This window comes from Nocardia glycosmidis, from assembly GCF_052545115.1.
Genome location: NZ_JBQWRH010000012.1, coordinates 103,506 through 128,341, shown reverse-complemented (window position 1 = coordinate 128,341; position 24,836 = coordinate 103,506). Strand labels below are relative to the sequence as shown.

24 protein-coding genes and 1 tRNA gene are annotated in these 24,836 nt (G+C 66.7%); 11 read left to right on the top strand and 14 right to left on the bottom strand.

The genetic code is table 11. The features are described 5' to 3' along the window. Positions 1-8 precede the first annotated feature (8 nt). From ACT86A_RS16925 to ACT86A_RS16915, 3 genes are all read right to left on the bottom strand, one after another. Positions 9-182: a CsbD family protein gene (locus ACT86A_RS16925; protein WP_445093101.1), complete on the bottom strand. Its 174-nt coding sequence runs from the start codon at positions 180-182 to the stop codon at positions 9-11. A gap of 214 nt (positions 183-396) precedes the next feature. Then, positions 397-1,221, bottom strand: a complete 825-nt coding sequence (locus ACT86A_RS16920) for a hypothetical protein (protein WP_445093100.1) — start codon at positions 1,219-1,221, stop codon at positions 397-399. 308 nt (positions 1,222-1,529) lie between these two features. Next, positions 1,530-2,828, bottom strand: a complete 1,299-nt coding sequence (locus tag ACT86A_RS16915; RefSeq protein ID WP_445093099.1) for a bifunctional o-acetylhomoserine/o-acetylserine sulfhydrylase — start codon at positions 2,826-2,828, stop codon at positions 1,530-1,532. On the opposite strand from ACT86A_RS16915, the gene ACT86A_RS16910 reads away from it, so the two are divergent. Beyond that, the gene (locus ACT86A_RS16910) at positions 2,775-3,161 is read left to right on the top strand and encodes a VWA domain-containing protein (protein ID WP_445093098.1); all 387 of its coding nucleotides are present in this window, start codon (positions 2,775-2,777) and stop codon (positions 3,159-3,161) included. The genes ACT86A_RS16915 and ACT86A_RS16910 overlap by 54 nt on opposite strands. A gap of 171 nt (positions 3,162-3,332) precedes the next feature. Here the strand turns inward: ACT86A_RS16910 and ACT86A_RS16905 are convergent, their stop codons facing one another. Continuing rightward, complete coding sequence (locus ACT86A_RS16905; protein WP_445093097.1) at positions 3,333-3,608, bottom strand: hypothetical protein; 276 nt, start codon at positions 3,606-3,608, stop codon at positions 3,333-3,335. A 421-nt stretch (positions 3,609-4,029) separates the two neighbouring features. Here ACT86A_RS16905 and ACT86A_RS16900 point away from each other — a divergent pair, with 421 nt between their 5' ends. Then, on the top strand, positions 4,030-4,323 hold the full coding sequence (locus ACT86A_RS16900; RefSeq protein ID WP_445093096.1) for a hypothetical protein: 294 nt from the start codon (positions 4,030-4,032) through the stop codon (positions 4,321-4,323). A 427-nt stretch (positions 4,324-4,750) separates the two neighbouring features. Next, positions 4,751-6,157 (top strand): DUF1254 domain-containing protein, encoded by a 1,407-nt coding sequence (locus ACT86A_RS16895; RefSeq protein WP_445093095.1) that lies wholly within the window; start codon positions 4,751-4,753, stop codon positions 6,155-6,157. A 65-nt stretch (positions 6,158-6,222) separates the two neighbouring features. Here ACT86A_RS16895 and ACT86A_RS16890 read toward each other — a convergent pair whose 3' ends face one another. Continuing rightward, on the bottom strand, positions 6,223-8,274 hold the full coding sequence (locus tag ACT86A_RS16890; protein ID WP_445093094.1) for a TerD family protein: 2,052 nt from the start codon (positions 8,272-8,274) through the stop codon (positions 6,223-6,225). Between the two features lie 161 nt (positions 8,275-8,435). On the opposite strand from ACT86A_RS16890, the gene ACT86A_RS16885 reads away from it, so the two are divergent. After that, on the top strand, positions 8,436-8,915 hold the full coding sequence (locus tag ACT86A_RS16885) for a hypothetical protein (protein WP_445093093.1): 480 nt from the start codon (positions 8,436-8,438) through the stop codon (positions 8,913-8,915). A 15-nt stretch (positions 8,916-8,930) separates the two neighbouring features. Here ACT86A_RS16885 and pabB read toward each other — a convergent pair whose 3' ends face one another. Continuing rightward, entirely contained in the window at positions 8,931-11,171 is a 2,241-nt protein-coding gene (gene pabB / locus ACT86A_RS16880; RefSeq protein ID WP_445093092.1) for an aminodeoxychorismate synthase component I, read from the bottom strand. 95 nt (positions 11,172-11,266) lie between these two features. On the opposite strand from pabB, the gene ACT86A_RS16875 reads away from it, so the two are divergent. Further along, the gene (locus ACT86A_RS16875) at positions 11,267-12,316 is read left to right on the top strand and encodes a phosphotransferase family protein (RefSeq protein WP_445093184.1); all 1,050 of its coding nucleotides are present in this window, start codon (positions 11,267-11,269) and stop codon (positions 12,314-12,316) included. An 83-nt stretch (positions 12,317-12,399) separates the two neighbouring features. Further along, on the top strand, positions 12,400-13,530 hold the full coding sequence (locus tag ACT86A_RS16870) for an NDMA-dependent alcohol dehydrogenase (protein ID WP_445093091.1): 1,131 nt from the start codon (positions 12,400-12,402) through the stop codon (positions 13,528-13,530). 42 nt (positions 13,531-13,572) lie between these two features. Here ACT86A_RS16870 and ACT86A_RS16865 read toward each other — a convergent pair whose 3' ends face one another. Next, the gene (locus tag ACT86A_RS16865) at positions 13,573-13,926 is read right to left on the bottom strand and encodes an iron chaperone (RefSeq protein WP_445093090.1); all 354 of its coding nucleotides are present in this window, start codon (positions 13,924-13,926) and stop codon (positions 13,573-13,575) included. A 330-nt stretch (positions 13,927-14,256) separates the two neighbouring features. Here ACT86A_RS16865 and ACT86A_RS16860 point away from each other — a divergent pair, with 330 nt between their 5' ends. Both ACT86A_RS16860 and ACT86A_RS16855 read left to right on the top strand, forming a co-directional pair. Beyond that, complete coding sequence (locus ACT86A_RS16860; protein ID WP_445093089.1) at positions 14,257-15,090, top strand: serine hydrolase domain-containing protein; 834 nt, start codon at positions 14,257-14,259, stop codon at positions 15,088-15,090. 95 nt (positions 15,091-15,185) lie between these two features. After that, on the top strand, positions 15,186-15,719 hold the full coding sequence (locus tag ACT86A_RS16855; RefSeq protein ID WP_445093088.1) for a DUF3145 domain-containing protein: 534 nt from the start codon (positions 15,186-15,188) through the stop codon (positions 15,717-15,719). A 109-nt stretch (positions 15,720-15,828) separates the two neighbouring features. On the opposite strand, the gene ACT86A_RS16850 is transcribed toward ACT86A_RS16855, so the two are convergent. The 3 genes from ACT86A_RS16850 to ACT86A_RS16840 all read right to left on the bottom strand — a co-directional run bounded on the left by ACT86A_RS16850 (position 15,829) and on the right by ACT86A_RS16840 (position 18,628). Continuing rightward, positions 15,829-16,140, bottom strand: a complete 312-nt coding sequence (locus tag ACT86A_RS16850) for a DUF3303 domain-containing protein (protein ID WP_445093087.1) — start codon at positions 16,138-16,140, stop codon at positions 15,829-15,831. A 982-nt stretch (positions 16,141-17,122) separates the two neighbouring features. Then, complete coding sequence (locus ACT86A_RS16845; protein ID WP_445093086.1) at positions 17,123-17,854, bottom strand: hypothetical protein; 732 nt, start codon at positions 17,852-17,854, stop codon at positions 17,123-17,125. 42 nt (positions 17,855-17,896) lie between these two features. Continuing rightward, positions 17,897-18,628 (bottom strand): hypothetical protein, encoded by a 732-nt coding sequence (locus tag ACT86A_RS16840; RefSeq protein ID WP_445093085.1) that lies wholly within the window; start codon positions 18,626-18,628, stop codon positions 17,897-17,899. A 432-nt stretch (positions 18,629-19,060) separates the two neighbouring features. Here ACT86A_RS16840 and ACT86A_RS16835 point away from each other — a divergent pair, with 432 nt between their 5' ends. Both ACT86A_RS16835 and ACT86A_RS16830 read left to right on the top strand, forming a co-directional pair. Continuing rightward, positions 19,061-19,501, top strand: a complete 441-nt coding sequence (locus ACT86A_RS16835; protein WP_445093084.1) for a site-specific integrase — start codon at positions 19,061-19,063, stop codon at positions 19,499-19,501. A 42-nt stretch (positions 19,502-19,543) separates the two neighbouring features. After that, on the top strand, positions 19,544-19,864 hold the full coding sequence (locus ACT86A_RS16830) for a tyrosine-type recombinase/integrase (RefSeq protein WP_445093183.1): 321 nt from the start codon (positions 19,544-19,546) through the stop codon (positions 19,862-19,864). Positions 19,865-19,959: 95 nt separating this feature from the next. Here the strand turns inward: ACT86A_RS16830 and ACT86A_RS16825 are convergent. The 4 genes from ACT86A_RS16825 to ACT86A_RS16810 all read right to left on the bottom strand — a co-directional run bounded on the left by ACT86A_RS16825 (position 19,960) and on the right by ACT86A_RS16810 (position 21,696). Continuing rightward, positions 19,960-20,031, bottom strand: a tRNA-Val gene (locus tag ACT86A_RS16825). Positions 20,032-20,048: 17 nt separating this feature from the next. Continuing rightward, positions 20,049-20,513, bottom strand: coding sequence for a peroxiredoxin (locus ACT86A_RS16820; RefSeq protein WP_445093083.1), 465 nt, complete (start codon positions 20,511-20,513; stop codon positions 20,049-20,051). Positions 20,514-20,588: 75 nt separating this feature from the next. After that, entirely contained in the window at positions 20,589-21,011 is a 423-nt protein-coding gene (locus tag ACT86A_RS16815) for a DUF3052 domain-containing protein (RefSeq protein WP_445093182.1), read from the bottom strand. Between the two features lie 127 nt (positions 21,012-21,138). Beyond that, complete coding sequence (locus ACT86A_RS16810; RefSeq protein ID WP_445093082.1) at positions 21,139-21,696, bottom strand: Rv2240c family protein; 558 nt, start codon at positions 21,694-21,696, stop codon at positions 21,139-21,141. Between the two features lie 306 nt (positions 21,697-22,002). On the opposite strand from ACT86A_RS16810, the gene aceE reads away from it, so the two are divergent. Further along, positions 22,003-24,831, top strand: coding sequence for a pyruvate dehydrogenase (acetyl-transferring), homodimeric type (gene aceE / locus ACT86A_RS16805; RefSeq protein ID WP_445093181.1), 2,829 nt, complete (start codon positions 22,003-22,005; stop codon positions 24,829-24,831). Positions 24,832-24,836: the final 5 nt, after the last annotated feature.

The following is a 24,836-nucleotide window of genomic DNA, read 5'->3' as shown; positions in this document are numbered from 1 at the left end:
ACGCGGTGTCAGTGCCGGAAGGCGTCCTTGACCTTCTCGCCCGCGTCCTTCACGTCGGACTTGATCTGATCGGTCCGGCCTTCATCCCTCTTCTTGCGGTCGCCGGTGGCCGTACCGAACTTTTCCTTCGCTTGACCGGCGACTTTCTCGGCCTTGTTCTTCGCCTTATCGGTGGTGCTCATGTCATACCTCCTTGTGCGGCGACCGGCCAGTGGTATCCGCCGGTCTTCAACGCGATAGCCGGTCACCGCGCAGCCAAACATCTGTTCGCGACCAAGAAGACCCGGTCGCAACCGGGCCTTCCGTCTGAATTGCGCGCAGATGAAATTGATCCGGCCGCGATCCACTCTGCGCGGCGCGAACCGCGTCGCGCGCCAGAATTGCCGGGCAGCCGGATTACGAGGCGGGAACGGTGGGCGGGGCGAGCAGGCCTTGCGCAACGCCGACACCTGCGCCGATGGCCGCGCCGAGAGCGATGGCGGGGGAGGCGACGAACCCGTAGCCGATGGCGGCGCCGAAGCCCATGACGGCAACTGTCCCGGTCGGGAACATCGGCAGGCCGGCGATGGCACCGCAGACCGCGCCGATGACCGCTCCGATGGAGGCCACAGGAGCCGCCACCATGCTGCCCACCGAGGCGCCGACCGCGGTGGAGCCGATGATGTCCGCGGCCATCCGGTCGGAGCGGGACGGCTCGAACCCCGCCGAATCGAAGGTTTGCGCCATGCCGGCCTCCGAGCCGGCGATCGCATCGTTGACCAGCTTGCCCTGGTCGGGAGTCAGGAAGTCGGGCCGGCCGATCACAATGGAACCAACTCGCAGCGTGCCGGGCGGCGCTTCAATCGGTGCGACCCTGGGGGCCGGCGCGCCGGGGAAGTGCAGGCGCTGCGGCACGACGGGGGCGAGCACGTTCGGGTCCGGCATCGGCCGGTTGGTGGTCAAGTCGTTGCGTCCGGTGGAAACCGGTGGTGCGGGGGCGACGTCGGGTGCAACGGCATCGGGGCCGACGAGATCGGTGACCGGAGCTACCGCGCCGACCGCGGGTGTCGGTGCGAAGGGAATCTGTGCGAAGGGGATCCGAATGGAGATCTCGGGCACCAGTGGGTCGGCGGTGGCGGTCGCGGCACCGACCACCGACAGCGGGATCGCGCCCGCCACGATCAGGGTGGCGGCGCGGCGAAAGAAGGGGTGTGCTGGAGTTTCAGGGGTTTCTATGCCCATGGAGTTACCCACCTCATTCTGAAGAGGACATATAGCTACCTTTCTAGTTCGGTCCGCTGCCCCTTTCGGATGCGTGAAAGTCGAACTTCATTCGATAGCTCGGTTCGCGGTAGTAATTGCAGCCCGAATTCCCGCGGAGCCATGGATATCGGCGGCAGCGCAGGGTTGCCGATGTCAGCTGTTTCCACGTCTTTTTCGACGGTAATCACGAAATCAAGCGAGAAACGGGCTTCCGCCCCGATGTCGGCGAAATCCCCTGATCTGGAAATGGCGATTGCCCCGGATCGCGTGACCCGGGGCAATCCGCGTCAGGAATCTACCGCGGTGAAGCCGGCGCGCAGGTCGGCGAGGATATCGTCGATGCCCTCGATGCCGACGGCGAGCCGGACCAAGCCCGGCGTCACGCCCGCGGCCAGCTGTTGCTCGGGCGTCAGCTGGGAGTGGGTGGTCGAGGCCGGGTGGATCACCAGCGAGCGCACGTCACCGATATTGGCGACGTGGCTGTGCAGCCGCAGCGCTTCGACGAAGCGCTTGCCCGCGTCCACACCGCCGGCCAGCTCGAAGCCGATCACGGCGCCAGTGCCCTTCGGCGCGAGGGCGCGGCCCCGCTCGTACCACGGCGACGACGGCAGACCGGCGTAGGACACCGAGGTCACCTCCGGGCGCGTGGTCAGGAACTCCGCCACCGCCTCGGCGTTCTGCACGTGTCGCTCGATCCGCAGACTGAGCGTCTCCAGACCCTGGCTGATCAGGAAGGCGTTGAACGGTGAAACCGCCGCGCCGAGGTCGCGCAGCAACTGCACCCGCGCCTTGAGCGCGTAGGCGGGGGCGCCGAGCTCGGCGTACACGACGCCGTGGTAGCTCGGGTCGGGCTCGGTGAAGCCGGGGAACCGGCCGCCGGTCCAGTCGAAACGACCGCCGTCGACGATCACGCCCGCGATGGCCGCGCCATGGCCGCCGAGGTATTTGGTGGCCGAGTGCACCACGATGTCCGCGCCGTGCACGAGCGGCTGAATCAGGTACGGGGTGGCGACGGTGTTGTCCACGATCAGCGGAACACCATTGTCGTGGGCGACATCCGCGATGCCCGGGATGTCCAGGATGTGGTTCTGCGGGTTGGACACCGTTTCGCCGTAGAGCGCCTTGGTGTTCGGGCGGATCGCGGCCCTCCACTGGTCCAGATCGTCGGGATCGTCGACGAAAGAGACCTCGATGCCGAGCTTGGGCAGCGAGTAGTGGAAGAGGTTGTAGGTGCCGCCGTAGAGCCGCGGGCTGGACACGATGTGGTCGCCCGCTCCGGCGATGTTGAGGATCGCGAAGGTCTCCGCGGCTTGTCCGGAGGCCAGCAGGAGTGCGGCGACACCACCTTCCAGGGCGGCGATGCGCTGTTCCACGGCGTCCTGGGTGGGGTTCATGATCCGGGTGTAGATGTTGCCCGGCTCGGTCAGGCCGAACAGCGCCGCCGCGTGCGCGGTGTCGCGGAAGGTGTAGGAGGTGGTCTGGTAGATCGGCAGCGCGCGGGCGTTCGTAGCGCCATCCGGAATCTGTCCGATGTGGATCTGCTTCGTCTCGAAGCTCCAGTCCTTGGACAGGTCGGGTTCGGTCATCGGGAAGGCTCTCCTTCGGGGGGTGATCGATCGACATGGAACAGCGGCATCCAATCTAGGAACGACACCGTGCGAAAGCGATGGTTACACTCGGTCCGATTCCAACGATGGTCTGCGCGAAGATCGCGGCGCTCATGCGCGAGGCTACCGGCCTTCTGGCAGTTCATCGGCCTCGGCCGCGCCGACCGCGGACTGCTGCGGACTTTGGACGCGCTGTCCGACCGGGCGGTGGACAACGGGGGATTCTTCGCCCTCGACGACATCGATCAGGTCGAATGCGCGACTGCTCGGCGCGTCCCGGACCGGCTGCGCGCCGCGGGCATCCTGTGTTGACGGGCCGTCGCAGGCCAAGAGTTCCCGGTCATGCCTGCACCTTGCCGCGCTCCAGCATGGTGTCGTCGCGGGCCGCACCGGCGGCAGGTGTGCGTCGAACAGCGCGGATCCGGCCTGTCCAGGTTTGATAGCGAGATGCTATGGCGGACCTGGATTTCGGGACGGGCCTCGTCAGCCGATGACCGCGTTCATGATGGTGCCGGCGCTGGTGGCGACTACGCCGCCGATCATGGCTCCGGCCACCATCTTCGGCGACTCGAGTCCGCCGCCGGTCCACTTCTCCCAGGCGAAGCGGCCACCGGCGTAGATGATTCCGCAGATGCCCGACAGGAGTACGAACCACGTCAGGTAGCGGACCAGTTGGAGGAACTTGTCGGAGATCGGCGGTGCTTCTGGAGTCGGGTTGCCGATCTGCGCCAGGGTGTCAAAAGCGGCGGCCAGGATCATCGTCGTTCGCTCATTCTGGATTCGGGACAGGGGAAAGTGATTCGCTGTGACGATGGTATCCGTTCGCCGAACGTGATGCAGTCGGGTCGGTGCAGCACAGGGAAGTTCGAGTCTTTCCGTCCTTGCCGGGCCGGCCGTAGCTCTGGATGATGGGCTGGGTACGGACCTCTGGCTGTCGCGTGGCGCCGGATCCGCCGACGGGGCTCGTCACGACCACGGGGCGGTGGGGTTGTGGCAGTGGGGTTGGGGCGGGGTTGTGATCGATGTCTTCGCAGGGTCCGCCAGTGCTCCGCGCAGTGCGCGCACCATCTGCCGCCCGGGGCCCGTATCCTCATCCATGACTGAATTTATCGGTGGCCGAACAGCTTTCGTGAAGGCGGTCGGCTGCGGCGGGATTGTAATCGAGTATAGGGAGTAGACGGTGAGCAATATTCTGGCGTCGGTCGGCGATTCATTCACGACCTTGGCGCAGATCGGCAACCCGACCCCGGAGGCGCCGCCATTGGCGGACAAGCTCTTACAGTTCGTCCGCTATTTCACCTGGTTCGCGCTGCTGTCGGGCATCGTCAGCATCATCTACGCGGGCGGTCGCTTCGCCTGGGAGAAATGGAGCGGCGGCTCGTTGCAGTCGCCGAAGATGATCGCGGGGGCGATGCTCGGCGGGGTGGTCGCCACCAGTGCAGGCACCATCATGAACACCATCCTGCAGATCTGAACCGCGAACCCCATACCCGATCATCGGTCCGGGCGCTGCGCGCGGCGGCAACGGCCGGACGCGTCTGCCGAAGGTGACAGTCCGAGGGGAGCGGCGGACCCGCCGGCGAGCGAAGTCGAAAGACCACGCGCCGGTCGCCGCCCGCACGACGTGCCGGGGTGTGGGCGGGCGCAGGCGCGCAGATGATCGTCACGGTCGAAACCGCTCGGCTGGATCCCGCAGCGTCGGATGTCGATCCCCGGCGCTTCGGCCGTTGGATCATCGGCCCCTGCACACGCGCGGTCGGCGGGCCCGCCCGCCGATCACTCCGCGGCCCGGACCAGTTCCACCACTCGGGCGCTGACCTCGGATTTTCACCGTCCTCGGCGGCTATACTCCGGTGCGGATCTCGCGCGGTGCCCGACCGGATCGGAGGCGGAGCAGGATCATGGATCACGGCAAGTTCGCGGTATCGCGGCGAGCGGCGCTGGGTATCGCGGCGTCATCGGTCGCGGCGCTGGGATTGGCGTCGTGCGGCGGATCCGGCGACGACGACTCCACTGTCGTGGTCGGCGACGCCGCCTCGATCGCCAAAGATGCCTATGTATTCGGCTACCCCTTGATCTTGATGGACCGCACCCGCGCGGCGGCGGAGAAGAGCGCACCCGCCAACCGATTCCAGCACGCCGCATCCTTGCCCACCCCGGCGCAGCGCGACGTGGTGCGGCTGGACCGGGACACCCTGCGTTCGACCGCCTGGCTGGATCTGCGAGCAGAGCCGATGGTGCTGCAAATACCCGCGATAGGCGGGCGGCGGTTCTGGTTGGCGCAGCTGCTCGACGCGTGGACGAACAACGTGCACAACCCGAGCAGCGCGCGGCCCCAGGCGAAGGCGGCGTCGCCGCCGTATACCTACGTGGTGACCGGCCCCGGTTGGTCGGGTGCGCTACCCGACGACCTCACACAGCTGCCGGTGCCGACACCGACGGTCTGGTTGACCGTGCGAATTCAGGTCGGCGCAGACGACGACCTGCCGGTCGTGCGGGCGTTGCAGCAGGAGCTGAAACTGGTTCCGCTGAGCGCGTGGATCGGGGGCGCCGCCGCGCCGAGCGCCGCCCCGCCCGGCGAGCAGCCGGCGCAGCCGCCTCCCGAGCAGGTCGCGGAGATGGACGCGCGCGTCTTTTTCGACCGGATGTGCGCGGTGATGTCGATCAATCCGCCCGCGCCGCAGGACGCGCCCGCCCTGCGCCACTTCGCGACCATCGGCATCCGGCCAGGGGGTGCGGTCGAGGGGCTCTCGGATGCCGAACTGGCCGCCGTCGCGCGGATGGCGCAGCAGCAGATCCCGGTGTACATGGGGGAACGATCGGCCAACGAGTACGGCTGGCTCGTCGACCCCGAGTTCGGTAGGTACGGCACCAACTACCTGCTGCGTGCCAGCATCGCGCGGGTGGCTCTCGGCGCCGGCCTGCCCGAGGACGTCTGGTTTCCGACCGTGTTCGCCTCGGTTGACGCCCACCATAACGAGGGCCGTTTCGGGTTGCACTTCGCGCCGGGCCAACTGCCGCCGGCCGGCGCGTTCTGGTCGCTGACCGCATACGACGCCGACAACTACCTGGTGCCCAATCCGGCGGGAATCTACGCGGTGGGTGACCGAGTTCCAGTGGTGCCCAACCTCGATGGCTCCGTGGATGTCGCGGTTCAGTCCACCGATCCCGGGCCGAGCGTTCCGGCTGGAAACTGGCTGCCTATCCCGGCATCGGGCCAGTTTTCGTTGACCCTGCGTTGGTACGAGCCGGACGCCGAGGTGATGCGAGGGCTTTGGTCGCCGCCGCGGCTGCTGCCGTTGCGGTGAACTGGTCCTGGCGCACCAAAGAGCCTGGTCTCGGGTGACGGACGGTCGGCCGAGGCCAGGGAGCGCTAGATTCGGGCACCCTTGGCGCGGTTGCATGAGCGGCACAGGATCTGGAGATTGGCGGCACTGGTCGCGCCGCCTCGGCTGAGCGGGATGATGTGGTCGAACTCCAGGTAGTGCCCGTCGCCGCATTCGACGCACTTGCCGCCGTCCCGCTGCCACACCTGGGCTTTCACGTCCTGCGGGATGCTGCGGGTGTCACGCTGGCCCGGGGTGAGCACCAGGCGCTTGGATACCCGCAGGGCGCCCTCCAGCGCGGCCGCGACGTAGTCGGGATCGGCGACGGCGAAGGTCGCGCCACCGCGCGCGGAAGTCGCCGCGATCACCACCGCACCCTGTTCCGCATGCACCGAAACGACGCGGGACCACGGCATTTCGGTGCCCGTGCCGTCGCCGACGAAGCGCAGCTTCTTGTTGCTGCCGATCAGCCTGCCTTCGGTCAGTTTCGGTCCGCGGGCGAGCTGACGCACATGGGTCGCGGGCAGATCCACGTGCACTGTCTCCTCGGGGTCCAGGTGCAGGCCCGGCGTGCGAACCAGCGGCAGGTCGCCCGAGCGCAGCCGGTACAGCGTATTGCCGCGGTTCATCCGCCTGCGCAGGTCCTCGATCAGCGGGCCGCCGAGTGCGAGTTCGGTGACGGCCTGCTCGAACAGTTCGAGCTCCGCCGACCGGACCTCGCCATCGGCGAAGGCGAAGGTGACCAGCCGCTCCACGTAGGTCTGCGCCAGATCACGCAGCGCCACGCGACCCGCGTCCGCGTCGATGCGCTGATAGCGCAACGACGCCCAGAGGGCCGCCCACTCGGGGCCGCGCGGACCGTGTGTGGTGAGTACCCGCCAGGCTCGCGGGTGCCAGTGGGTGAGGTACTCCTCGATCTCCGGCTCGCACCGGCCGCAAGGCGCGAGACCGCCGAACATCTTGCGGCGCAATGGGCTTGCGCAGCGCCCGCAATGCCGCCCGTCGGGCGCGGGGCGGAGGTAGGCGTCCGCGGTCCACTCGGTGCCGTCCCACCAACGCATGCGTTGCGGGTTCTCCGGATCCGGATGCCAGTCGGCGCGTTCGGGATTCGCGGGCGGTGGGGGAGTGACCGATTCGGTTCCCGGCAGGTATCGAGTCAGCTCGACCGGACGGTGCGAGTTCGTCCGGGGCATGACCGACGTCTCCGCACGATCGAGCAGGGGTGTGCGTGACCGTGCGGATTCGTCGTGCTCTTGCTGCGTCGACCGACCGCGTATTCCGGCTTGCTCGCTCGGCACCGCCTCGACATCGACAGGGCCGCCGTCGTCGGAGATCCGTAGCACCGACGTATTCTCCGAGACGCCGCTTGTCCCATCCGGTCGCTCCAGCGGCGCGGTGGCGCCCGCCCCGTTCCCTGGTGACGGGCCCGGTCCGGGTGGACGATGCCGAGCTGCGGAATCGTGCCGGGCGGAGGCGGGCCCGAGCTGCGACCCGGTTGTTTGCCGCGTCGAAAGCCGTTCCTGCGTTGGTGAAGTGCGCGTGGACCGGTGCACGCGGAATGGGTTGGTCGGATGTGTGGTGCGGGCCGGCTCGGACGGATTGTTGACTTGGACGCCGAACTCCGCCACCAATCCGGCCAGTCCGCTGGACCAGCCCTGGCCGATCGCGCGGAACCGCCACTGTCCGGCACGGCGATAGAACTCGCCGAACATCAAGGCGGGCACCGCGTCCACGTCATCGATGTCGAACGATACGACGGCGCCGTCGACGGCGTGCACGGCGACGGTCAACCCGAGGATGTCGTCGAAGGTTCCCTCGTCCACCGAGCCGGAGACGACGATGCGATCGACGTCGGATTCGGTGCGCGGCAGCGAGACGCTCAATCGCGCGGTTCGCGGGGCGGGTTCCTGATCGAGCGTGACCGCCTGGGAGACATGTCGCGGCGCGTTGTAGAACACCAGGTCCCGGTCCGAGCGCACCGCACCGGACGCGTCCAGCAGCAAGGCGTGCGCGTCCACCGAATGCTCCGATCGCCATGAAACAACCACGGCTAGAAGGGATGTCGGTACCGCTGCGTTCGCGCCCTTGCTGAGTTTCATGGTGCTCGAACTATGCCACGACCCTCCGACACGCCGAACCGCAGAGGGAGGTCTTTCGGCGGGGCGCGCCCGCGTCCGTCGAAGCCGCCGACGGGATCCGACACAAACCGGCTGCTCGGGCAATACCGCCGGTGCGCCGTCCGGTGCGGCACAGTGTTCTCATGACGAACCCGAAACGCCCGGGTCGTAAGCCGCCGACCCCGAAGCTGCCCGCCGCCGACGTCCGCGGCGCCGCGCAGGCCGCGGTCGAAGCGGCCCAGAAGGCGGCGGGCCAGGCGCTGGAAGCCGCCCAGCTGACCGCGACCTCAGCGTTCGACGCGGCGGTGCGGCTGCCGCCGGCGTCGGCTCAGCTGGCCGCGCAGCTGCCCGACCTGGTCGAGAGTCTCTCGATCACGATCGAGCGGCTGAATTCCACCATCGATCGCCTCGACCGCACCCTGGCGCTCGCCGACCCGGCCTTCGCCGCCTACGACCGGCTGCTGCCCGGACTGGAGGCGGTGATCACGCGCGGCGAGGATGTGCTCGGGAAGTTGGCCGAGTTGCCGGGCATCTCGCTGCTGGGCAGGCTGACCGGCTCGAGCACGCCGCCGCCGCAGGCGTCCGACGCGCCGCGGCGAAACCCGACCGAGCGGCGCAGATAGGAACGATGCTCCAGGTCAGCGGCGCGCCCGGTCGGCGGCGCGCACGGTGGCGGCCGCCTTCAGGAGCACTTCGTGATACTCCTCCGTCGGGTCCGAGTCGAGCACGATGGCGCCGCCCGCTCCGATCCGCCAGCGACCGTCGTAGCGCACGGCGGTGCGGATCACGATGTTCAGATCGGCGGTGCCGCCCAGTCCGAGGAAGCCGATGGTGCCCGAATAAACCCCGCGCGCTTCGGTTTCCAGCCCATCGATGATCTCGCAGGTGCGCAGCTTCGGTGCACCGGTCATCGAGCCACCGGGAAAGCACGCGCGCAGGCAATCGACTACGTCGACGTCCGGCCGCAGCTTGCCGCGAACGGTCGACACCAGCTGATGTACCGTGGCGTACTGCTCGGTCGCCATCAGCTTCGGCACGTACACGCTGCCGATCTCGCAGACCCGGCCGAGATCGTTGCGCAACAGGTCGACGATCATCAGGTTCTCTGCCCTGGTCTTCGGGCTGTCGGCCAATTCGCGGCGCAGGCGCTCATCCTCTTCGGGCGTGGCGCCGCGGGGCGCGGTGCCCTTGATCGGCTTGCTCTCCACGATGCGGTGACGATTGATCTTCAGGAAGCGCTCTGGTGACGAGCAGGCGATATCGAGATCATCGAAACGCAGGTACGCGGCATAGGGCGCCGGATTGCAGCGGCGCAGTGTGCGATAGAAATCGAGACCGTCGGCCGTGGCGGCGGGGACCGTCGCGCTGTCGGTGAGGCAGATCTCATAGGACTCGCCCGCGTGCAGGCGCTCCTGGCAAACCGCGATGTCGGCGAGGTAGCGCTCGCGGCCGCGGGTGAGCAGCGGCGCGACGGCGGCGCTGTCCGGCTCCACCTCCAGTGCCGAAGGATTCGACCAGGTCGGAAGGGTTTCCAAGATCTCGCGGGTAGCGCGCAGCCAGTCCGCGCCGGAAAGGGCGGTATCCGGTGTCTCGCTCAGCGCGAGCAGATACGTGCGCCCGGCCACATGGTCGACCACCACCAGTCGGTCGGCGAAGATCCATTGCGCGTCCGGCGTGGGCGCGCGGTGGACCGCCTCGCCGCCGCAATCGGCCTTGACCTCGTAGCCGAGGTAGCCGACGTATCCGCCGACGAAATCGAAGGGCAGATCCGGTGGTTCGAGCCGGCGCGTCCGCAGTTCGGCGGCCAGGATGTCGAGGATGCCGCCGTGGCGGATGCGCCGATGCCCGTCGGACGATTCGATGGTGACCTCGCCGTCGCCGACGCGGTAACGCACCACCTCCGCCAGCGGACCGTTCGCATCGCCCAGGAAGGAGAATCGATCCACTCCTGGCTCCACATACTCGCTGTCCAGCCAGAAGGCCGTAGGGGAGTCGGCATACAGCCGCACGAAAGCGCTCTCGGCGTCGATGGCACGCTCGATCACGTCCTGTCGCAGCTGGAAGATCCGCTGTGGTGGTTGTTCTCGGCGAGTCGAATCCGTCCGCGCGGTGGATGTTCCGCGGGGGCGATCGAATCCGCCCGCGGGGGCCGCGAACTGCGCGGGTGTCTGCGGAACGCGCGCGCCGGACCTCGCGCCCGGCTCGGGCTGCGAAGAACCCGCCGCCACCCGCTCCGGTGTGACTTCGCGCTGCGCGACGACCGATTCGCGGGAGTCGGGACGGTTCGGCCGAACCCGGCGCGCCACCGTGAGTTTCGCGAAGTTACGCAGCAGTTTCGCACCGAACTCGCTGGCGATCGATTCCGGATGGAATTGCACCCCCCACTGCGGCCGGGTGCGGTGCCGCACGCCCATGATCACGCCGTCCGCGGCTACCGCCGTGATCTCGAGATCGTCCGGCAGCGGCCGCAACGCGCACAGCGAGTGATAGCGCACAGCCGTGAAGCCCTGCGGGATTCCGTCGAACAGATCCCGGTCGTCGTGCTCGATCCGATCGAGGTAGCCATGTCTGGCGGCGGGGGCCGCGGCGACCACGCCGCCCGCGGCGACCACGACGCCTTGATGGCCGAGGCACACGCCGAGTAGGGGTAGCTCGGTCTCTCGGATCACCGCCGCCGAGATTCCCACGTCGCGCGGCACGTCCGGACGTCCCGGTCCCGGCGAGACGACCACGTTGTCGAAACGCCCGAGGTCGAGTTCGGCGACCGTGTGCGCGTCATCGTTGCGCACGACCGTCGGCTCGACGCGATTCACCTCGCTGATCAGTTGATACAGGTTGTAGGTGAACGAGTCGTAATTGTCGATCAACAGCGTGTGCATGGTGTGGGAAACCCTACGCCGCGCCAGTCGTATCAGACTGTAGTCATCTGCCTTCAGTTCCGCTCGACGGCCGGTGCACAATGTGGGGCATGGCTATCGCGCAACCGGCCGATGTGGATCCCGCGATTGTCGACTTCGCCGTCGTCGGCGCGTGGATGGCAGACCGAGGTCTGCCTGCCGGTGATTTCGAGGACGTGACCGCGCTGGGGGGCGGCACGCAGAACGTCATGCTCCGATTCACCCGCGGCGGCCGGTCGTATGTGCTGCGCCGCGGGCCGAGGCACCTGCGAGTCAAGAGCAACGAGGTGATCCGGCGCGAGGCTCGTCTGCTCGGTGCGCTGGGCGGCACGCAGGTGCGCGCGCCTAGGGTGATCGCGGCCTGTCCCGACGAATCGGTGTTGGGGGCGGCTTTCTACCTGATGGAGCCGATCGAGGGTTTCAACCCGCAGAACGAACTGCCGCAGGCGTACGCCGGCGATCCGCAGATGCGCCGGCAGATGGGGCTGTCCGCGGTCGAGGCCATCGCGCGGCTCGGCGCGCTGGATTACCGGGCGCTCGGTCTGGCCGATTACGGCAAGCCGGAGGGCTTCCTGGAACGTCAGGTGCCGCGCTGGCTCGGCGAGCTGGAGTCCTACTCGGCCAACGAGGGTTACCCGGGCCCGGAGATTCCCGGGGTGCAGGCGGTGGGCGACTGGCTGGACCGCAATCGTCCCGCCCAGTGGGCCCCCGGCATCCTGCATGGTGACTGCCATCTGGCGAACATGATGTTCTCCTTCGACAGCCCGCAGGTGGCGGCGATGGTGGATTGGGAGATGTCCACCATCGGCGACCCGCTGCTCGACCTCGGCTGGCAGGTCGCTACCCGGCCGGTGCCGGGTAGCGCCATCGCGGCGCTGGTCGGCAAGCTCGGCGCGGTGGGTGGGCTGCCGACCCCGGCGGAAATGATCGCGCACTACGCGCAGTTCTCCGATCGGGATCTGACCGCCATGCCGTGGTACACGGTGCTGGCCTGCTTCAAACTCGGCATCGTTCTGGAGGGCACGCACGCCCGCGCGTTCGCGGGCAAGGCGCCCGAGCAGGTCGGCGATTTCCTCCACACGATCGCGCTGGAGTTGTTCGAGCGGGCACACCGACTCATGGAGTGACTGCCGTTACTAGAACGTGTTACATTTTCTCGTACTGTAGGTGCAGTCACAGGTGAGCACGTGCATGCGAGAGGGTCGACGGAATGAAGACGAAGGGCGCGATCCTGTGGGGGATCGACCAGCCGTGGTCGGTGGAGGAGATCGAGCTCGGCGACCCGGTCGCCGGCGAGGTGCGGATCCGCCTGGAGACCGCGGGCATGTGCCACTCCGACCACCACATCGTGACGGGCGCGACCCCGATGCCGTCCTTCCCGGTGCTGGGCGGGCACGAGGGGGCGGGCGTGATCACCGAACTCGGTCCGGACTGTCCGGCCGATCTGCAGGTCGGCGATCACGTGATCCTGTCGTTCATCCCGGCCTGCGGCCGCTGCCCGGCCTGCGTCGCCGGACACATGGCGCTCTGTGACCTCGGCGCGGGACTGCTGCTCGGCCAGGCGATCAGCGACGGCACCTACCGCGTCCGCGCCCGTGGCGAGAACGTCATCCCGATGTGCCTACTGGGCACCTTCGCGCCGTACATGACGGTGCACCACACCTCGGTGGTGAAGATCGATCCCAGCATTCCCTTCGAGGTCGCCTGCCTGGTCGGCTGCGGCGTGCCCACCGGCTTCGGCTCGTCCACCCACGTCGCCCAGGTGTCGCCGGGGGAGACCGTGGTGATCGCGGGCATCGGCGGCGTCGGCATCAGCGCTCTGCAAGGCGCGGCGCTGGCGGGGGCCTCGAAAGTCGTCGCCATCGACCCGAATCCGTGGAAGCGGGAACAGGCCCAGAAGTTCGGCGCCACACACACCTACGAGAGCATGGCCGCCGCGATCATGCCGCTGATGGAGGCCACCGAGGGCCGGATGGCGGAGAAGGTCATCCTGACCATGGGAGAGATGCACGGCGAATACATCGAGCAGGGCCTGATCCTCACCGCGAAGGCGGGCACCCTGGTGGTCACCTCGATGGGCCGGATGGACTCCGACGACGTCAAGCTGAACAGCTTCCTGCTGTCCATGCTGCAGAAGACAGTGAAGGGCTGCATCTTCGGCGGCGGCAACGCCCGCCAGGACGCGCCGCGCCTGCTCGCGTTGTACAAATCCGGCCAGCTCGAGCTGGACGCCATGGTGACCCGCAGCTACCGCCTGGCCGAGATCAACCAGGGATACCAGGACATGCTGGACGGCAAGAACATTCGCGGCATCATCAAGTACACCGAAGCCGACTGGTAACCGCCGACCGGTCGACTCGCGAGGCTGGCCGTGCGTGAAATGTCAGTTTTCGCGGCGCGCGGCGAGTGCGGTCGCGATGCGTCCGATCAAGTCGTGCGGGACCGGTTCGTCGAGCGGAAATCTCAGCGTCCCCTTTCCCGCCCGGTACGGCTCGACCGCGCGCGCCAATGCCGGGTCGCCTTCGGGGACCGGGTAGAGGCTGACGTGCCGCTTCCAGCCCGCGAAATGAACGATGTCGTGACCCCGCAGCCGGAATGTGGGGATGCCATAACTGATCGCCTCGGTCGCGTCCGGTAGCGCTGCCCGGATAGTGCGCCGGATCGCGTCGAGGATGACTCGTACGTCCTCGGGTAACGCGGCGAGGTAGGCGTCGATGGTGAGCGGCGGTTCTGCCATGAGGTCCTTCGATTCCACGATCGGTTCACCGGTGGATAGCTCGCTGAGCCAGGCGCCGCGAGTGTAAGCCGTCGACCGGCCACGGTGAATGCCGCCATGCGCTTGGTAGCGGAGAAACCGGCACGACCGTGGCGTGTCCCATCGCAGCGTGCGACGCCGATCGCGGAAGCCGGCCCCGGGTTCACCACTGGGCGGTCGCCCGCATTTCGCGGTGCCGGTCGAAGTCGTGGTGCAAAACGTCGGCGACCGGGCCGCGACGTCGCCGTGCGCCGTGGGCTTTTCGGTCATGGCGCCGCAACAGCACCGACGATGCTCTCGTAGGCTCTCAGCGTGCGATCACTCGAACAGATTCGGGAATGGCCGGTTCGTCACGCGGCGGCGGCGATGGTCACTGCGGACGGCGAATCCGCGAGCGAGGGCGATGTCGACCGCGTGTTCCCGCTCGCGTCGGTGACCAAACCGTTGGTCGCCTACGCGGTACTGGTCGCCCTGGAAGAGGGGGCGGTGGAACTCGACCAGCCCGCGGGGCCATCCGGCGCCACAGTGCGTCATCTGCTGGCACACACCTCCGGACTAGCGTTCGACACCACCGATGTTCAGGCGGCTCCCGGCGCCAAACGGATCTATTCGAGTGCGGGATTCGAGGTGCTCGCGGAGTTCGTCACCGAGCAGACCGGTATCGCGTTCGACGAGTACCTGCGCGAAGCGGTGTTCGAGCCGCTGGGGATGGCGGCGTCGGTGCTCGCTGGTTCGGCCGGGCACGCGGGACGCTCCACCGCCGCGGATCTGGCCCGCTTCGCCGCCGAATTGCTGAACCCGCAGTTGATCTCCGCGCAGACGCACGCCGAGGCCACCTCCGTGCAATTTCCCGGCCGCAACGGCGTGCTGCCCGGCTACGGCTCGCAGCGTCCCAACGACTGGGGGCTCGGCTTCGAGATCCGCGACGGCAAGACGCCGCACTGGACCGGTGCCACGAATTCACCGCGAACCTATGGACATTTCGGCCAATCCGGGACATTTTTATGGGTTGACCCGCAAACCGGTTTGGCGTGTCTCGCCCTGAGCGACGAGAATTTCGGCGACTGGGCGCGAGCGGCCTGGCCGCCGCTCAGCGATGCGGTCATCGCGGAGAGGTCGGCCGGACGCAACACGGCTGCGAAGTAACACGTGTAACTTCGGGCACTCCAGTACACTCGGGCAACGCCAGTTCGTCGAGTCGTTGGGGAAGACGTTCCTCGTCGAAGCTGGAGGTATTGGTGGTGCGCGCATCGAGTCAGTTCGCGGACGTGACGGCGGGTGTTGTCTACATCCACTCGTCGCCTGCCGCGCTGTGCCCGCATGTCGAGTGGGCGCTGACCTCAGCGCTGGGTGCTCCGGCGAAGATGCGCTGGACCGCGCAACCGGCCGACGGACAACTACGCGCGACCAGCGAGTGGATCGGCCCCGTCGGCACCGCCGCCCGGATCGCCCAATCGTTGCGTTCCTGGCCGGTGCTGCGCTTCGAGGTGACCGAGGAACCCAGTGACGGCGTGGACGGCGAGCGCTACAGCTTCGTCCCGGGCCTCGGCCTCTGGCACGCCTCCACCAGCGCCAACGGCGACATCATGATCGGCGAGATGCGCCTGCGCGCCATGCTCCAGGCGACCCGCGAGCGCGGCAAGCACTCCACGTACGACCTGGCCGACGAAATCGACCACGCCCTCGGCACCGCCTGGGACGAGGACCTCGAAATCTACCGCTATGGCACGGAATCCGGCGCCGAGGTCACCTGGCTGCGCCGCGACGTGGGGTAGTTCGCGTTGCGTGCGACCAGGCTCGAGGCCCGACGTTGGCTGCGGCGTGTGATCACCGCACACGCCTGCAGCCGACGGCACCACTGCGACCCAGTTGAACGCGCCCAGTTCAGCCGATCGACGCCCTGAATTCCAGGCCCTCCTGGAAGGTTTGCGCGGCCTCGGCCATCTCCACGACCGGGTAGACCTCGTACTCGGCGAAGAAGCCGAACTTGTTCGGACCATCGGCCAGGTCCAAGGGGTTGTCGGTCTCGATTACCGCGAACCCGCCCCTCCCGTCGAGCCTGCCGACGAATTGATGGTATGTCGTGGTTTCGGACGGCTTCCAATTCGCGAACACTTCCAACGCGCGCCGCATACTGTCTTCATTCTCGGTCGCCGAGCCATTCCAACGGTATGTCCAGGAAACGACGTACTTCATTGCATCCTCCTAGGGATGGACCGAAGCTGTTGGGTTTCGTGCGAATACCCGCGTCGAAGCAGGCCAACCCGCGCATCGCCGAGCGGGTCACGCAGCACGGATCACTGCCTACGGAATGCCTTCCACCATCGCGGGCTCGCACAGGTGAACATCCTCAACTCTGCTCGCCGCACGCGCCGGTGAACATCAACCCCGGGGTCGAAATCTGTCACCCCTCGCGCGGCCCGGAGAAACGCCTTTACCCACCAGGTCATGCTCGGCGAACAACGAACGGCCCCGGTCGATACAGCGCCGTCTCCTGTGCTGCGCCGAACCGTCCGGCGGGTACCGTCCCGTCCCGTCCGCACTGCCCAGGTCAGAGGCTTTTTCGTGTCCGGCTGGTGTCGCGGTGTCCGGCCCGTATCGCCCCGTTTGGGAACACTGACGGGACACTGAAAACCGTCTCTGGCCTGGCCTGCGTAAGCCAGAACCACCCCCGCCGGTTAGGTGGTGAACAGCTGTACGTGGACGTAGCGGGTTGTCGCGTCGCGCTCGTCGACCGTGACTGACCTGTTGACATATCGACCGCCCGGCCGCTGGATACGGTCTCCAGTTTCCAAGAGTGCGGGCGAAGTCTCTAACGGTGGTCCCGCGATTGTTCGTTCGGTGACCGTGTACGTCTTGGTAAGGGGTGTCGAGAAGTTCGATGCGGTCAGAAATCTACTGAGCCCCTGCGGATCGGTACGTAGCGCGAGCTGGTACGCCGTGTCTAGGGCACTTTCGGTGTGGGCGGCCAGGACGGTGACCCCATCGGGGATGATAATTCCGCCAAACTCGGCGGCCTCTGTGGTGATTTCGGCGACTGTCTCGGTCGGGTTTCGAGATGAACGTGAGTCGGTGGTCTCATGTTCGCCACCACAGCCCGTAGCGCTGACAGTGGCGGCAATCAACCCGGCGATTAGGCCAGCAAGTTTCGAAGTCCGGGCTCTGCTAACTAGATGCGTCATCGGGTGGGGACACTCCTGTTCCCATCTCGGTTATCATGTGCGCCGGGCAGGTTGATGCCCTGCGCCGCAGGCACTGTTCCCTCGTAATGTCGAACGCCGCTGGTTCCATCCATGTCATATTCGCGCGCCAAACCTGCAGTGTGCAGCGCGCCCATACGCTTGTCCGTCACGGTGACGCCAGCGATTTCGACGCTTTTTTTACCATCCCAGTTGTATCGGTCGTGCACCCAAACCTTGTACTCGACAGTCACCCGAGGCTCTGAGTCATCAGCTGGCTTGCGAACGGTGACAACACCGGTGGTGCACATTTGGATGCCGCCCATCGCGAAAAACCAGTCGGGGTTCACCGACTGGAGGATATAAAATCCCTTCGGCAACCATTGCGACTGAAACTGCACCGGATTCTCATAGTTATTCGCAGTCGAAGCTTCCGAGGCTATCCGCCGAATCTCGGTTTCCGCCGATTTGTTGGCAGCCCTGTCGGCATCAGGTACGTCTCGGAGTAGTTCGTCGACCTTGGGGTCCAGGCCGGTGCCCTTGTTTTCGAGGTAATGGTTTAGGTGCCCGGCAGCGTGCGTCCATCCTTTGCTGTCGGCTGCGATCACTGCTTCTGCGGCGACTTTGGCAAAAAGTATGTCGTCGCCGCGACTGTAGATCGGTTGAGAACGCCAAGCGCCTTGTCCTGGGTCGTCGGGTGGGTACGGAAGGGGATCGGGTATCGATGCCATGGGGTCTCTGTTCGCTCGCCATCTCTCGAATGTGGCCGCTGGTTAAACTCGTGAATCAGGCGCGGGGGTGTCTTCCCACCAGACGTTGTCGCCGTATCCGTAGCGTTTGGGGCCCAGGTCGGTGGTGATTTTGGTGGGGAGTTCGAATTCGCTGGGGTTGTAGCTGGGCGCAGCTTGGCCGGGTTGATAGTCGAGGACACCAGCAATTCGGTTGATGACGCTCGTGATTGCGTCGTTGCGGGTTGTGACATCACGTTTGAGAGTGTCGACGGCACCGAAGACTCGAGACCGCATCGCGCCCTGCATATCGCTATCGCCCAGTAGTGCCCACACGCCGAGGGGCAGGGTGAAGTTGAGATAGTTCATGGATTGGGTGATGGCCGCCAGTAGGCCAGCAGCTTGGTTGTAAACGAGGCGTTCTAGGAGCAGCCCACCGTTCTCGACGATCTTGCCGATTGCGTCGAGGTCTTCGCTGCGTTGATTGATCCCGGTCGCGAGGCTCGTCGCGGTAGTTCCGAACGAGGTCGCCGCCGAGCCGGTCCAGCTGGTCTGTAACCAGTTATTACCGCCTGTGATGTCTTGCGCGGTGACGAAATCGTTGAGCCCCAGGACGGCGATCCGTTTGCCGATTTCTTGGAAGTGTTCCCAGTCGGCGACGAGCGGCGTGAGATAGTCGGCGACGGGTTTGATGCCGATGGCCTGGCTCAGGGGTTCGTCGTAGGGAGTCAGGACTTCGATGCTCGCGGTGACGGTCTGACGAACTGTGCATTGCACGTCCTGCGTGTCCTGCAGTGAGGGCAGCTGAATTCCGCTGTATCGGGTGACCCCGGTCGTTGGGCTCGTTGGTGCGGCGGCTTGTCCATCGATGGTGGTTGTCGCCTGGGTGAGGGCGGTGGCGTGCTGGTCGTCGCTGTCTTGAAACTGGGTGGCGGCGGTGCCCAGGTTGGTGGCCAGGGTGTCGAGAACCCGAGGTCGCGTTGATGTGCGCTGGAGAGCGTGCTCTGGAGCTTCTGGACCGCTGATGTCAGCTCAGCCATTCGACCGCTTGCCCCGGCTAGCGCTACTCGCGGTAGTAGTCGGTTTGCGTTGGAGGTGAAGTTGGCGCTGACATCGTTCAGATCCAACTTGAAACCGGCGAGCTTGGACACGTCAACCGTGAAGTCAGTCACTGAGCCCCCCTTTGACTGTTCGAATTATGTTGCGTCCGTGAGGTTAGCAGCCCGTTCCTGGTATACCGGCGCTACCTCCAGCACAGCGATGGAACCTGGGAGGTGGTCGGCGCGGACGGCTGGCCTGATCCAGCTCTCGGCCGCGCTCGATGACGCGATGAAACAGGGCATGGTCGCGCGCAATGTCGCCCGGCTGGTGAAGCGGCCCGACGTGGAGGACGCCGAGATGGAGTTCTGGACGCAAACCCAGAGCCGGGCATTCCGGGAACACGTCCGCGAGCACCGCCTCTACGCGCTGTTCCTGCTGTCGCTGTGCGGGCTGCGGCGCTCGGAAATCATGGGCTGCGGTGGTCTCGCATCGAAGAACGCACCCTGCACGTCCGCCGGGGCCGGGTGGCCGTGGGCAAGGACGTGGAGGAGGACGACCCGAAGTCGCGGCGGTCCCGCCGCAGCCTGCCGCTTCCGGCCGACGTGGTGAAGGCTCTCGGCCGGTTGAAGGTTCGCCCAGAAGGCCGAGGCGCTGGCCCTAGGGCAGCAGTGGACCGACGAATGTCTCCTCGCCGTCCGCGAGGATGGCGAGCCGATCCGGCCGGAGTGGTACACCGACGAGTTTCAGCGCCAGGCGAAAACGGCCGGGCTGCCGGTGATCCGGCTGCACGACACCCGGCACACCGCCGCGACCATCCTGATTGATTCGGGTGCGTCGATCATCGCGGTGGCGAAGTGGCTGGGCCATGATCCGGCGGTGCTGGCACGGGTCTATGCCCACGTGCGGCCCGAGATTCTGGAAGCGACCGGCGCGACCCTGTTCGGCGGGGACACCGAGGCGACCGGCACCTAGCTCGACCGCCCGTAGGAACACTGGCCCGTTTCGGGCCGCTGGCGGGAACACCGCCAGATGATCAGAAATAGCCTCTGACCTGGGCTTGAACATAGTGGGCGCAGAGGGGATCGAACCCCCGACCGCTGGTGTGTAAAACCAGTGCTCTACCGCTGAGCTATACGCCCCGATCGTTACCGACGGACTATGAATCTAGCGCGGCGAGCGCTTTCTCCCAAGCCGCCTGGTCACGGGGCTCGCCGGGGCCGTTCATCTCGGCGAAACGGACGTAGCCCTCGCGGTCGACGACGAACGTGCCGCGGTTGGGGAAGCCGGACTTCTCGTTGAACACCCCGTAGGTCTGGGCCACCGCACCGTGCGGCCAGAAATCCGACAGCAGCGGGAAGGTGTAACCCTGCTCGGCGGCCCAGATCTTGTGGGTCGGCGGTGGGCCGACCGAGATCGCGAGGATCTCCGCGCCGTCGTTCTGGAACTTGGGCAGTTCGTCACGGACCTTGCACAGCTCGCCCTGGCAGATCCCGGTGAAGGCGAGCGGGTAGAAGACGATCAGCACGTTCTTCTTCCCGCGGTAGTCCGACAGGGAGACTGCCTGGTTGTTCTGGTCTTTCAGCGTGAAATCCGGCGCCACGGTGCCAACCTCGAGTGGCATAGCGAGTCCTCCATCATGTCGGGTTCCACCGGGCGGGCATGCGACACCGCCTGGTGGAAACCATAGCGCGGCGGGTCAGCGTTGCTTCGAGGGAGCCTTCGGCTGCACCAGACGACTACCGGTCCACGCGCCCAAACTGATCGCCGAAGTCTGGGTCAGACCGGCGGTCGGTGCCGATTCGGCAATCTCACTCGGCTCGACATGTCCCGGCTGCCCGGTCTTGGGCGTGAGCACCCAGACGAAACCGTCGTCGGCCAGCGGGCCGATCGCGTCCATCAACGCATCCACCAGGTCACCGTCGCCGTCGCGCCACCACAGCAGCACCACGTCGATCACCTCGTCGGAGTCCTCGTCGACGAGTTCGCCGCCGACCGCGTCTTCGACATCGGCCCTCAGGTCGTCGTCGACGTCCTCGTCCCAGCCCAATTCCTGGACAACCAAGCCGTGTGCAATGCCAAGCTTCTGAGCGTAGTTCTGCGCGTCCGCCGCGGCGACCACGGTGGTGTCCTCCTCAACTCCCGACAATAGATAGATGCAAGCGAACATGGTTACGGGCTTCAGCGCAAGCTGATCCGGCGAAATTGCTGCCGAATGTCGTGTTGCGATGATGTGTCGGTGGGCGTTCTCATCGTTTCGGGCAGGAGTCCCGGACGACGTTGCGCGCGTCGTTGACCCGTCTGCTGGCGTCGTTGAGCGCCCCGACCGGGGCGGTGTAGGTCATCGTGCGCGTCTCGGCGGCCAGTGCGCGCGCCGCGTTGACGTACTCGGTGAATTTTGCGGCCAAGTCCGGCGGCAGATCTTCCTTGGCAGCGCGCACGCCGCTCTCCACCGTGTTCGCGGCGTCCTCCAGAGTCTGGGCGGCCGCGTCCCGCTTGGCGGTGTAGTCGGGCGCGTTCGAATCGTGCGCGCCGACGAATTCGTTGTACCGGGTGACGCCGATGCCCGTGGTGAGGGGGAACTGGCCGCAGTTGTCGGTGATGGCCTTGGCTTGCGCCGCCGCGCGCCGCGATGAGGTCGCCGCCGCCGATGAGGACGCCGCCTCGGTCTTGTACGCCGCGAGATCGCCGGCGTTCGGGCTCGCCGTGCCCTCGACTCGGTTGGCGCAGCCGGCCACGATCAATCCGATGGCGACGGCACCGGTAGCGCACACCATCCCGAACCCGCGTGGGTTCAGCAGCTTCATCGTCCTCCCCGCTCCTCACGGCGGCCGCGGCTCGTTCCCATGCTCACCTTGCCTGTCGAACGGTACTGGATTTACGGCTGAGATGATGACCTGGGCGGCGCTATCGGCAAGGATGGATAGTGTGCCCGAACCTTACGCAAGCGGGCGGTCCGCCAACCACGCGAGCCGCCCGGGGATAAAGACGCCATCAGCATGTCCACCCCTGTACGAGGAGCAGATTTGACCGACCTGATCCACTCTCCAGCACCGGCGAAATCCGCCGGAGCCAGCCCCGCCCCCGCTCCCGCCGAGAGCCGCGATCCGAACCTGTCGCAGGCGCCGCAGCAGGGTGGCCGGGTGCGGGTGATCCGCGAGGGGGTGGCGTCCTATCTACCGGACATCGACCCGGAGGAAACCAGCGAATGGCTCGAGTCATTCGATGAAATGCTCGACCGGGAAGGCCCCGGCCGTGCGCGTTACCTCATGCTCCGCCTGTTGGAGCGGGCCGGTGAACGTCGTGTCGCCATCCCGTCGCTGACCTCCACCGACTATGTCAACACCATCCCCACCGAGAACGAGCCCTGGTTCCCCGGCGACGAAGAGGTGGAGCGGCGCTTCCGTGCCTGGATCCGCTGGAATGCCGCCATCATGGTGCATCGCGCCCAGCGACCGGGCATCGGCGTCGGCGGGCACATTTCGACCTATGCGTCCTCGGCGGCGCTCTACGAGGTCGGTTTCAACCACTTCTTCCGTGGCAAGGATCATTCCGGGGGCGGCGATTCGATCTTCATCCAGGGTCACGCCTCGCCGGGCATCTACGCCCGCGCGTACCTGGAGGGCCGGCTCTCGGCCGACCAGCTCGACGGCTTCCGGCAGGAGTACAGCCACGGCGGCCCCGGTCACGGACTGCCGTCCTATCCGCATCCGCGGTTGCTGAACACCTTCTGGGAGTTCCCCACGGTGTCCATGGGTCTGGGCCCGATGAACGCGATCTATCAGGCCCGGTTCAACCACTACCTGCACGACCGCGGTATCAAGGACACCTCCGACCAGCACGTGTGGGCGTTCCTCGGCGACGGCGAGATGGACGAGCCGGAGTCGCGTGGTCTCGCGCACGTCGCGGCCATGGAGGGACTGGACAACCTGACCTTCGTGGTCAACTGCAACCTGCAGCGCCTGGACGGCCCGGTGCGCGGCAACGGCAAGATCATCCAGGAACTGGAGTCGTTCTTCCGGGGCGCGGGCTGGAACGTCATCAAGGTGATCTGGGGTCGCGAATGGGACGCGCTACTGGGCGCCGACCGCGACGGGGCGCTGGTGAACCTGATGAACAGCACGCCCGACGGCGACTACCAGACCTATAAGGCCAACGACGGCGCCTACGTCCGCGATCACTTCTTCGGCCGCGATCCGCGCACCAAGGCGCTGGTGCAGGACCTCACCGATCCGGAGATCTGGAATCTCAAGCGCGGCGGCCACGACTACCGCAAGGTGTATGCGGCCTACGCGGCCGCGATGGCGCACAAAGGCCAGCCCACCGTGATCCTGGCCAAGACCATCAAGGGCTACACCCTCGGCAAGCACTTCGAGGGCCGCAACGCCACGCACCAGATGAAGAAGCTGACCCTGCAGGACCTCAAGGACTTCCGCGACCTGCAGCGGATCCCGATCAGCGACGCCGAGCTGGAGCGGGATCCGTACCTGCCGCCGTACTACCACCCCGGGATGGCGGCTCAGGAGATCCAGTACATGCTCGACCGGCGCAAGGCGCTGGGCGGATTCCTGCCCGAGCGGCGCGCGGCGGCGAAGCCGCTGACGCTTCCCGGCGACGAGGCGTATCGCTCGGTGCGCAAGGGCTCCGGCAAGCAGAACGTGGCCACCACGATGGCGCTGGTGCGGCTGATGAAGGAGCTGTTGCGGGACAAGGAGATCGGCAAGCGGATCGTGCCGATCATCCCCGACGAGGCCCGTACCTTCGGTATGGACTCGTGGTTCCCTTCGTTGAAGATCTACAACCGCAACGGCCAGCTGTACACATCGGTCGACGCGGAATTGATGCTTGCCTACAAAGAGAGCGCCGTCGGGCAGATCCTGCACGAGGGCATCAACGAAGCGGGCTCGACCGCGTCGTTCACTGCCGCGGGCACCTCGTACGCGACGCACGGCGAGCCGATGATCCCGCTGTACATCTTCTACTCGATGTTCGGCTTCCAGCGCACCGGCGACGGACTCTGGGCGGCCGCCGACCAACTGGCTCGCGGTTTCGTGCTCGGTGCTACCGCGGGACGCACCACGCTGACCGGTGAGGGGCTGCAGCACAACGACGGGCACTCGCTGCTGCTCGCCTCGACCAATCCGGCCGTGGTGACCTACGACCCGGCGTTCGCGTTCGAGATCGCCCACATCGTCCGCGACGGCCTGCGGCGGATGTACGGCGGCGGCACCGCGCCGCAGAGCGCGGCGGCCCTGCCGGGCACTCACCCGCACGGCAGCGCGGGTGAGTTCGGCGGCGAGGACGTCTTCTACTACATCACCCTCTACAACGAGCCGTACCAGCAGCCGGCCGAGCCGCAGGACCTGGATGTCGCGGGTCTGCTCAAGGGCATCTACCTGTACCAGCGCGGGGGAGAAGGCGCGGTGCGCGCCCAGATCCTGGTCTCCGGCGTCACCGTGCCGGACGGTCTGCGCGCGCAGGCGGTGCTCGCCGAGGAATGGGGCGTGCAGGCGGATGTCTGGTCGGTGACTTCGTGGGGCGAACTCCGTAAGGAGGCGCTGGACAAGGAGATCGCCGCACTGCGCCACCCGGATGTGGAGCCGGGCGTCCCGTACGTGACCGAGGCGCTGTCCCGGGTCGAAGGCCCGTATGTCGCCGCGACCGACTGGCTGCGCGCAGTGCCCGATCAGGTCCGCAAGTGGGTTCCGGGCGACTTCACCACGCTCGGCACGGATGGTTTCGGCTTCTCCGACACCCGCCCCGCCGCTCGACGGGTGTTCAACGTCGACGCGCAGTCCATCGTGGTCGCCGCACTGGCCGGTCTGGCGCGCACCGGCAAGATCGACGCCGCCAAGGCCGTCGAGGCGGCCGCGAAGTACCGGATCGCGGACGTGCACGCCGCGCCGAAGGCGGCGGTGAGTTCGGACGAAGACCTCGCGTAGCGGAA

Coding starts and splice junctions, on each gene's coding strand:
- ACT86A_RS16850 (WP_445093087.1), bottom strand. CDS start 16,140: ATGAAGTACGTCGTTTCCTGGACATACCGTTGGAATGGCTCGGCGACC.
- ACT86A_RS16810 (WP_445093082.1), bottom strand. CDS start 21,696: ATGAAGCTGCTGAACCCACGCGGGTTCGGGATGGTGTGCGCTACCGGT.
- ACT86A_RS16920 (WP_445093100.1), bottom strand. CDS start 1,221: ATGGGCATAGAAACCCCTGAAACTCCAGCACACCCCTTCTTTCGCCGC.
- ACT86A_RS16885 (WP_445093093.1), top strand. CDS start 8,436: ATGACGAACCCGAAACGCCCGGGTCGTAAGCCGCCGACCCCGAAGCTG.
- ACT86A_RS16870 (WP_445093091.1), top strand. CDS start 12,400: ATGAAGACGAAGGGCGCGATCCTGTGGGGGATCGACCAGCCGTGGTCG.
- ACT86A_RS16845 (WP_445093086.1), bottom strand. CDS start 17,854: ATGGCATCGATACCCGATCCCCTTCCGTACCCACCCGACGACCCAGGA.
- ACT86A_RS16925 (WP_445093101.1), bottom strand. CDS start 182: ATGAGCACCACCGATAAGGCGAAGAACAAGGCCGAGAAAGTCGCCGGT.
- ACT86A_RS16865 (WP_445093090.1), bottom strand. CDS start 13,926: ATGGCAGAACCGCCGCTCACCATCGACGCCTACCTCGCCGCGTTACCC.
- ACT86A_RS16895 (WP_445093095.1), top strand. CDS start 4,751: ATGGATCACGGCAAGTTCGCGGTATCGCGGCGAGCGGCGCTGGGTATC.
- ACT86A_RS16905 (WP_445093097.1), bottom strand. CDS start 3,608: ATGATCCTGGCCGCCGCTTTTGACACCCTGGCGCAGATCGGCAACCCG.
- ACT86A_RS16820 (WP_445093083.1), bottom strand. CDS start 20,513: ATGCCACTCGAGGTTGGCACCGTGGCGCCGGATTTCACGCTGAAAGAC.
- ACT86A_RS16915 (WP_445093099.1), bottom strand. CDS start 2,828: ATGACCGAACCCGACCTGTCCAAGGACTGGAGCTTCGAGACGAAGCAG.
- ACT86A_RS16890 (WP_445093094.1), bottom strand. CDS start 8,274: ATGAAACTCAGCAAGGGCGCGAACGCAGCGGTACCGACATCCCTTCTA.
- pabB (WP_445093092.1), bottom strand. CDS start 11,171: ATGCACACGCTGTTGATCGACAATTACGACTCGTTCACCTACAACCTG.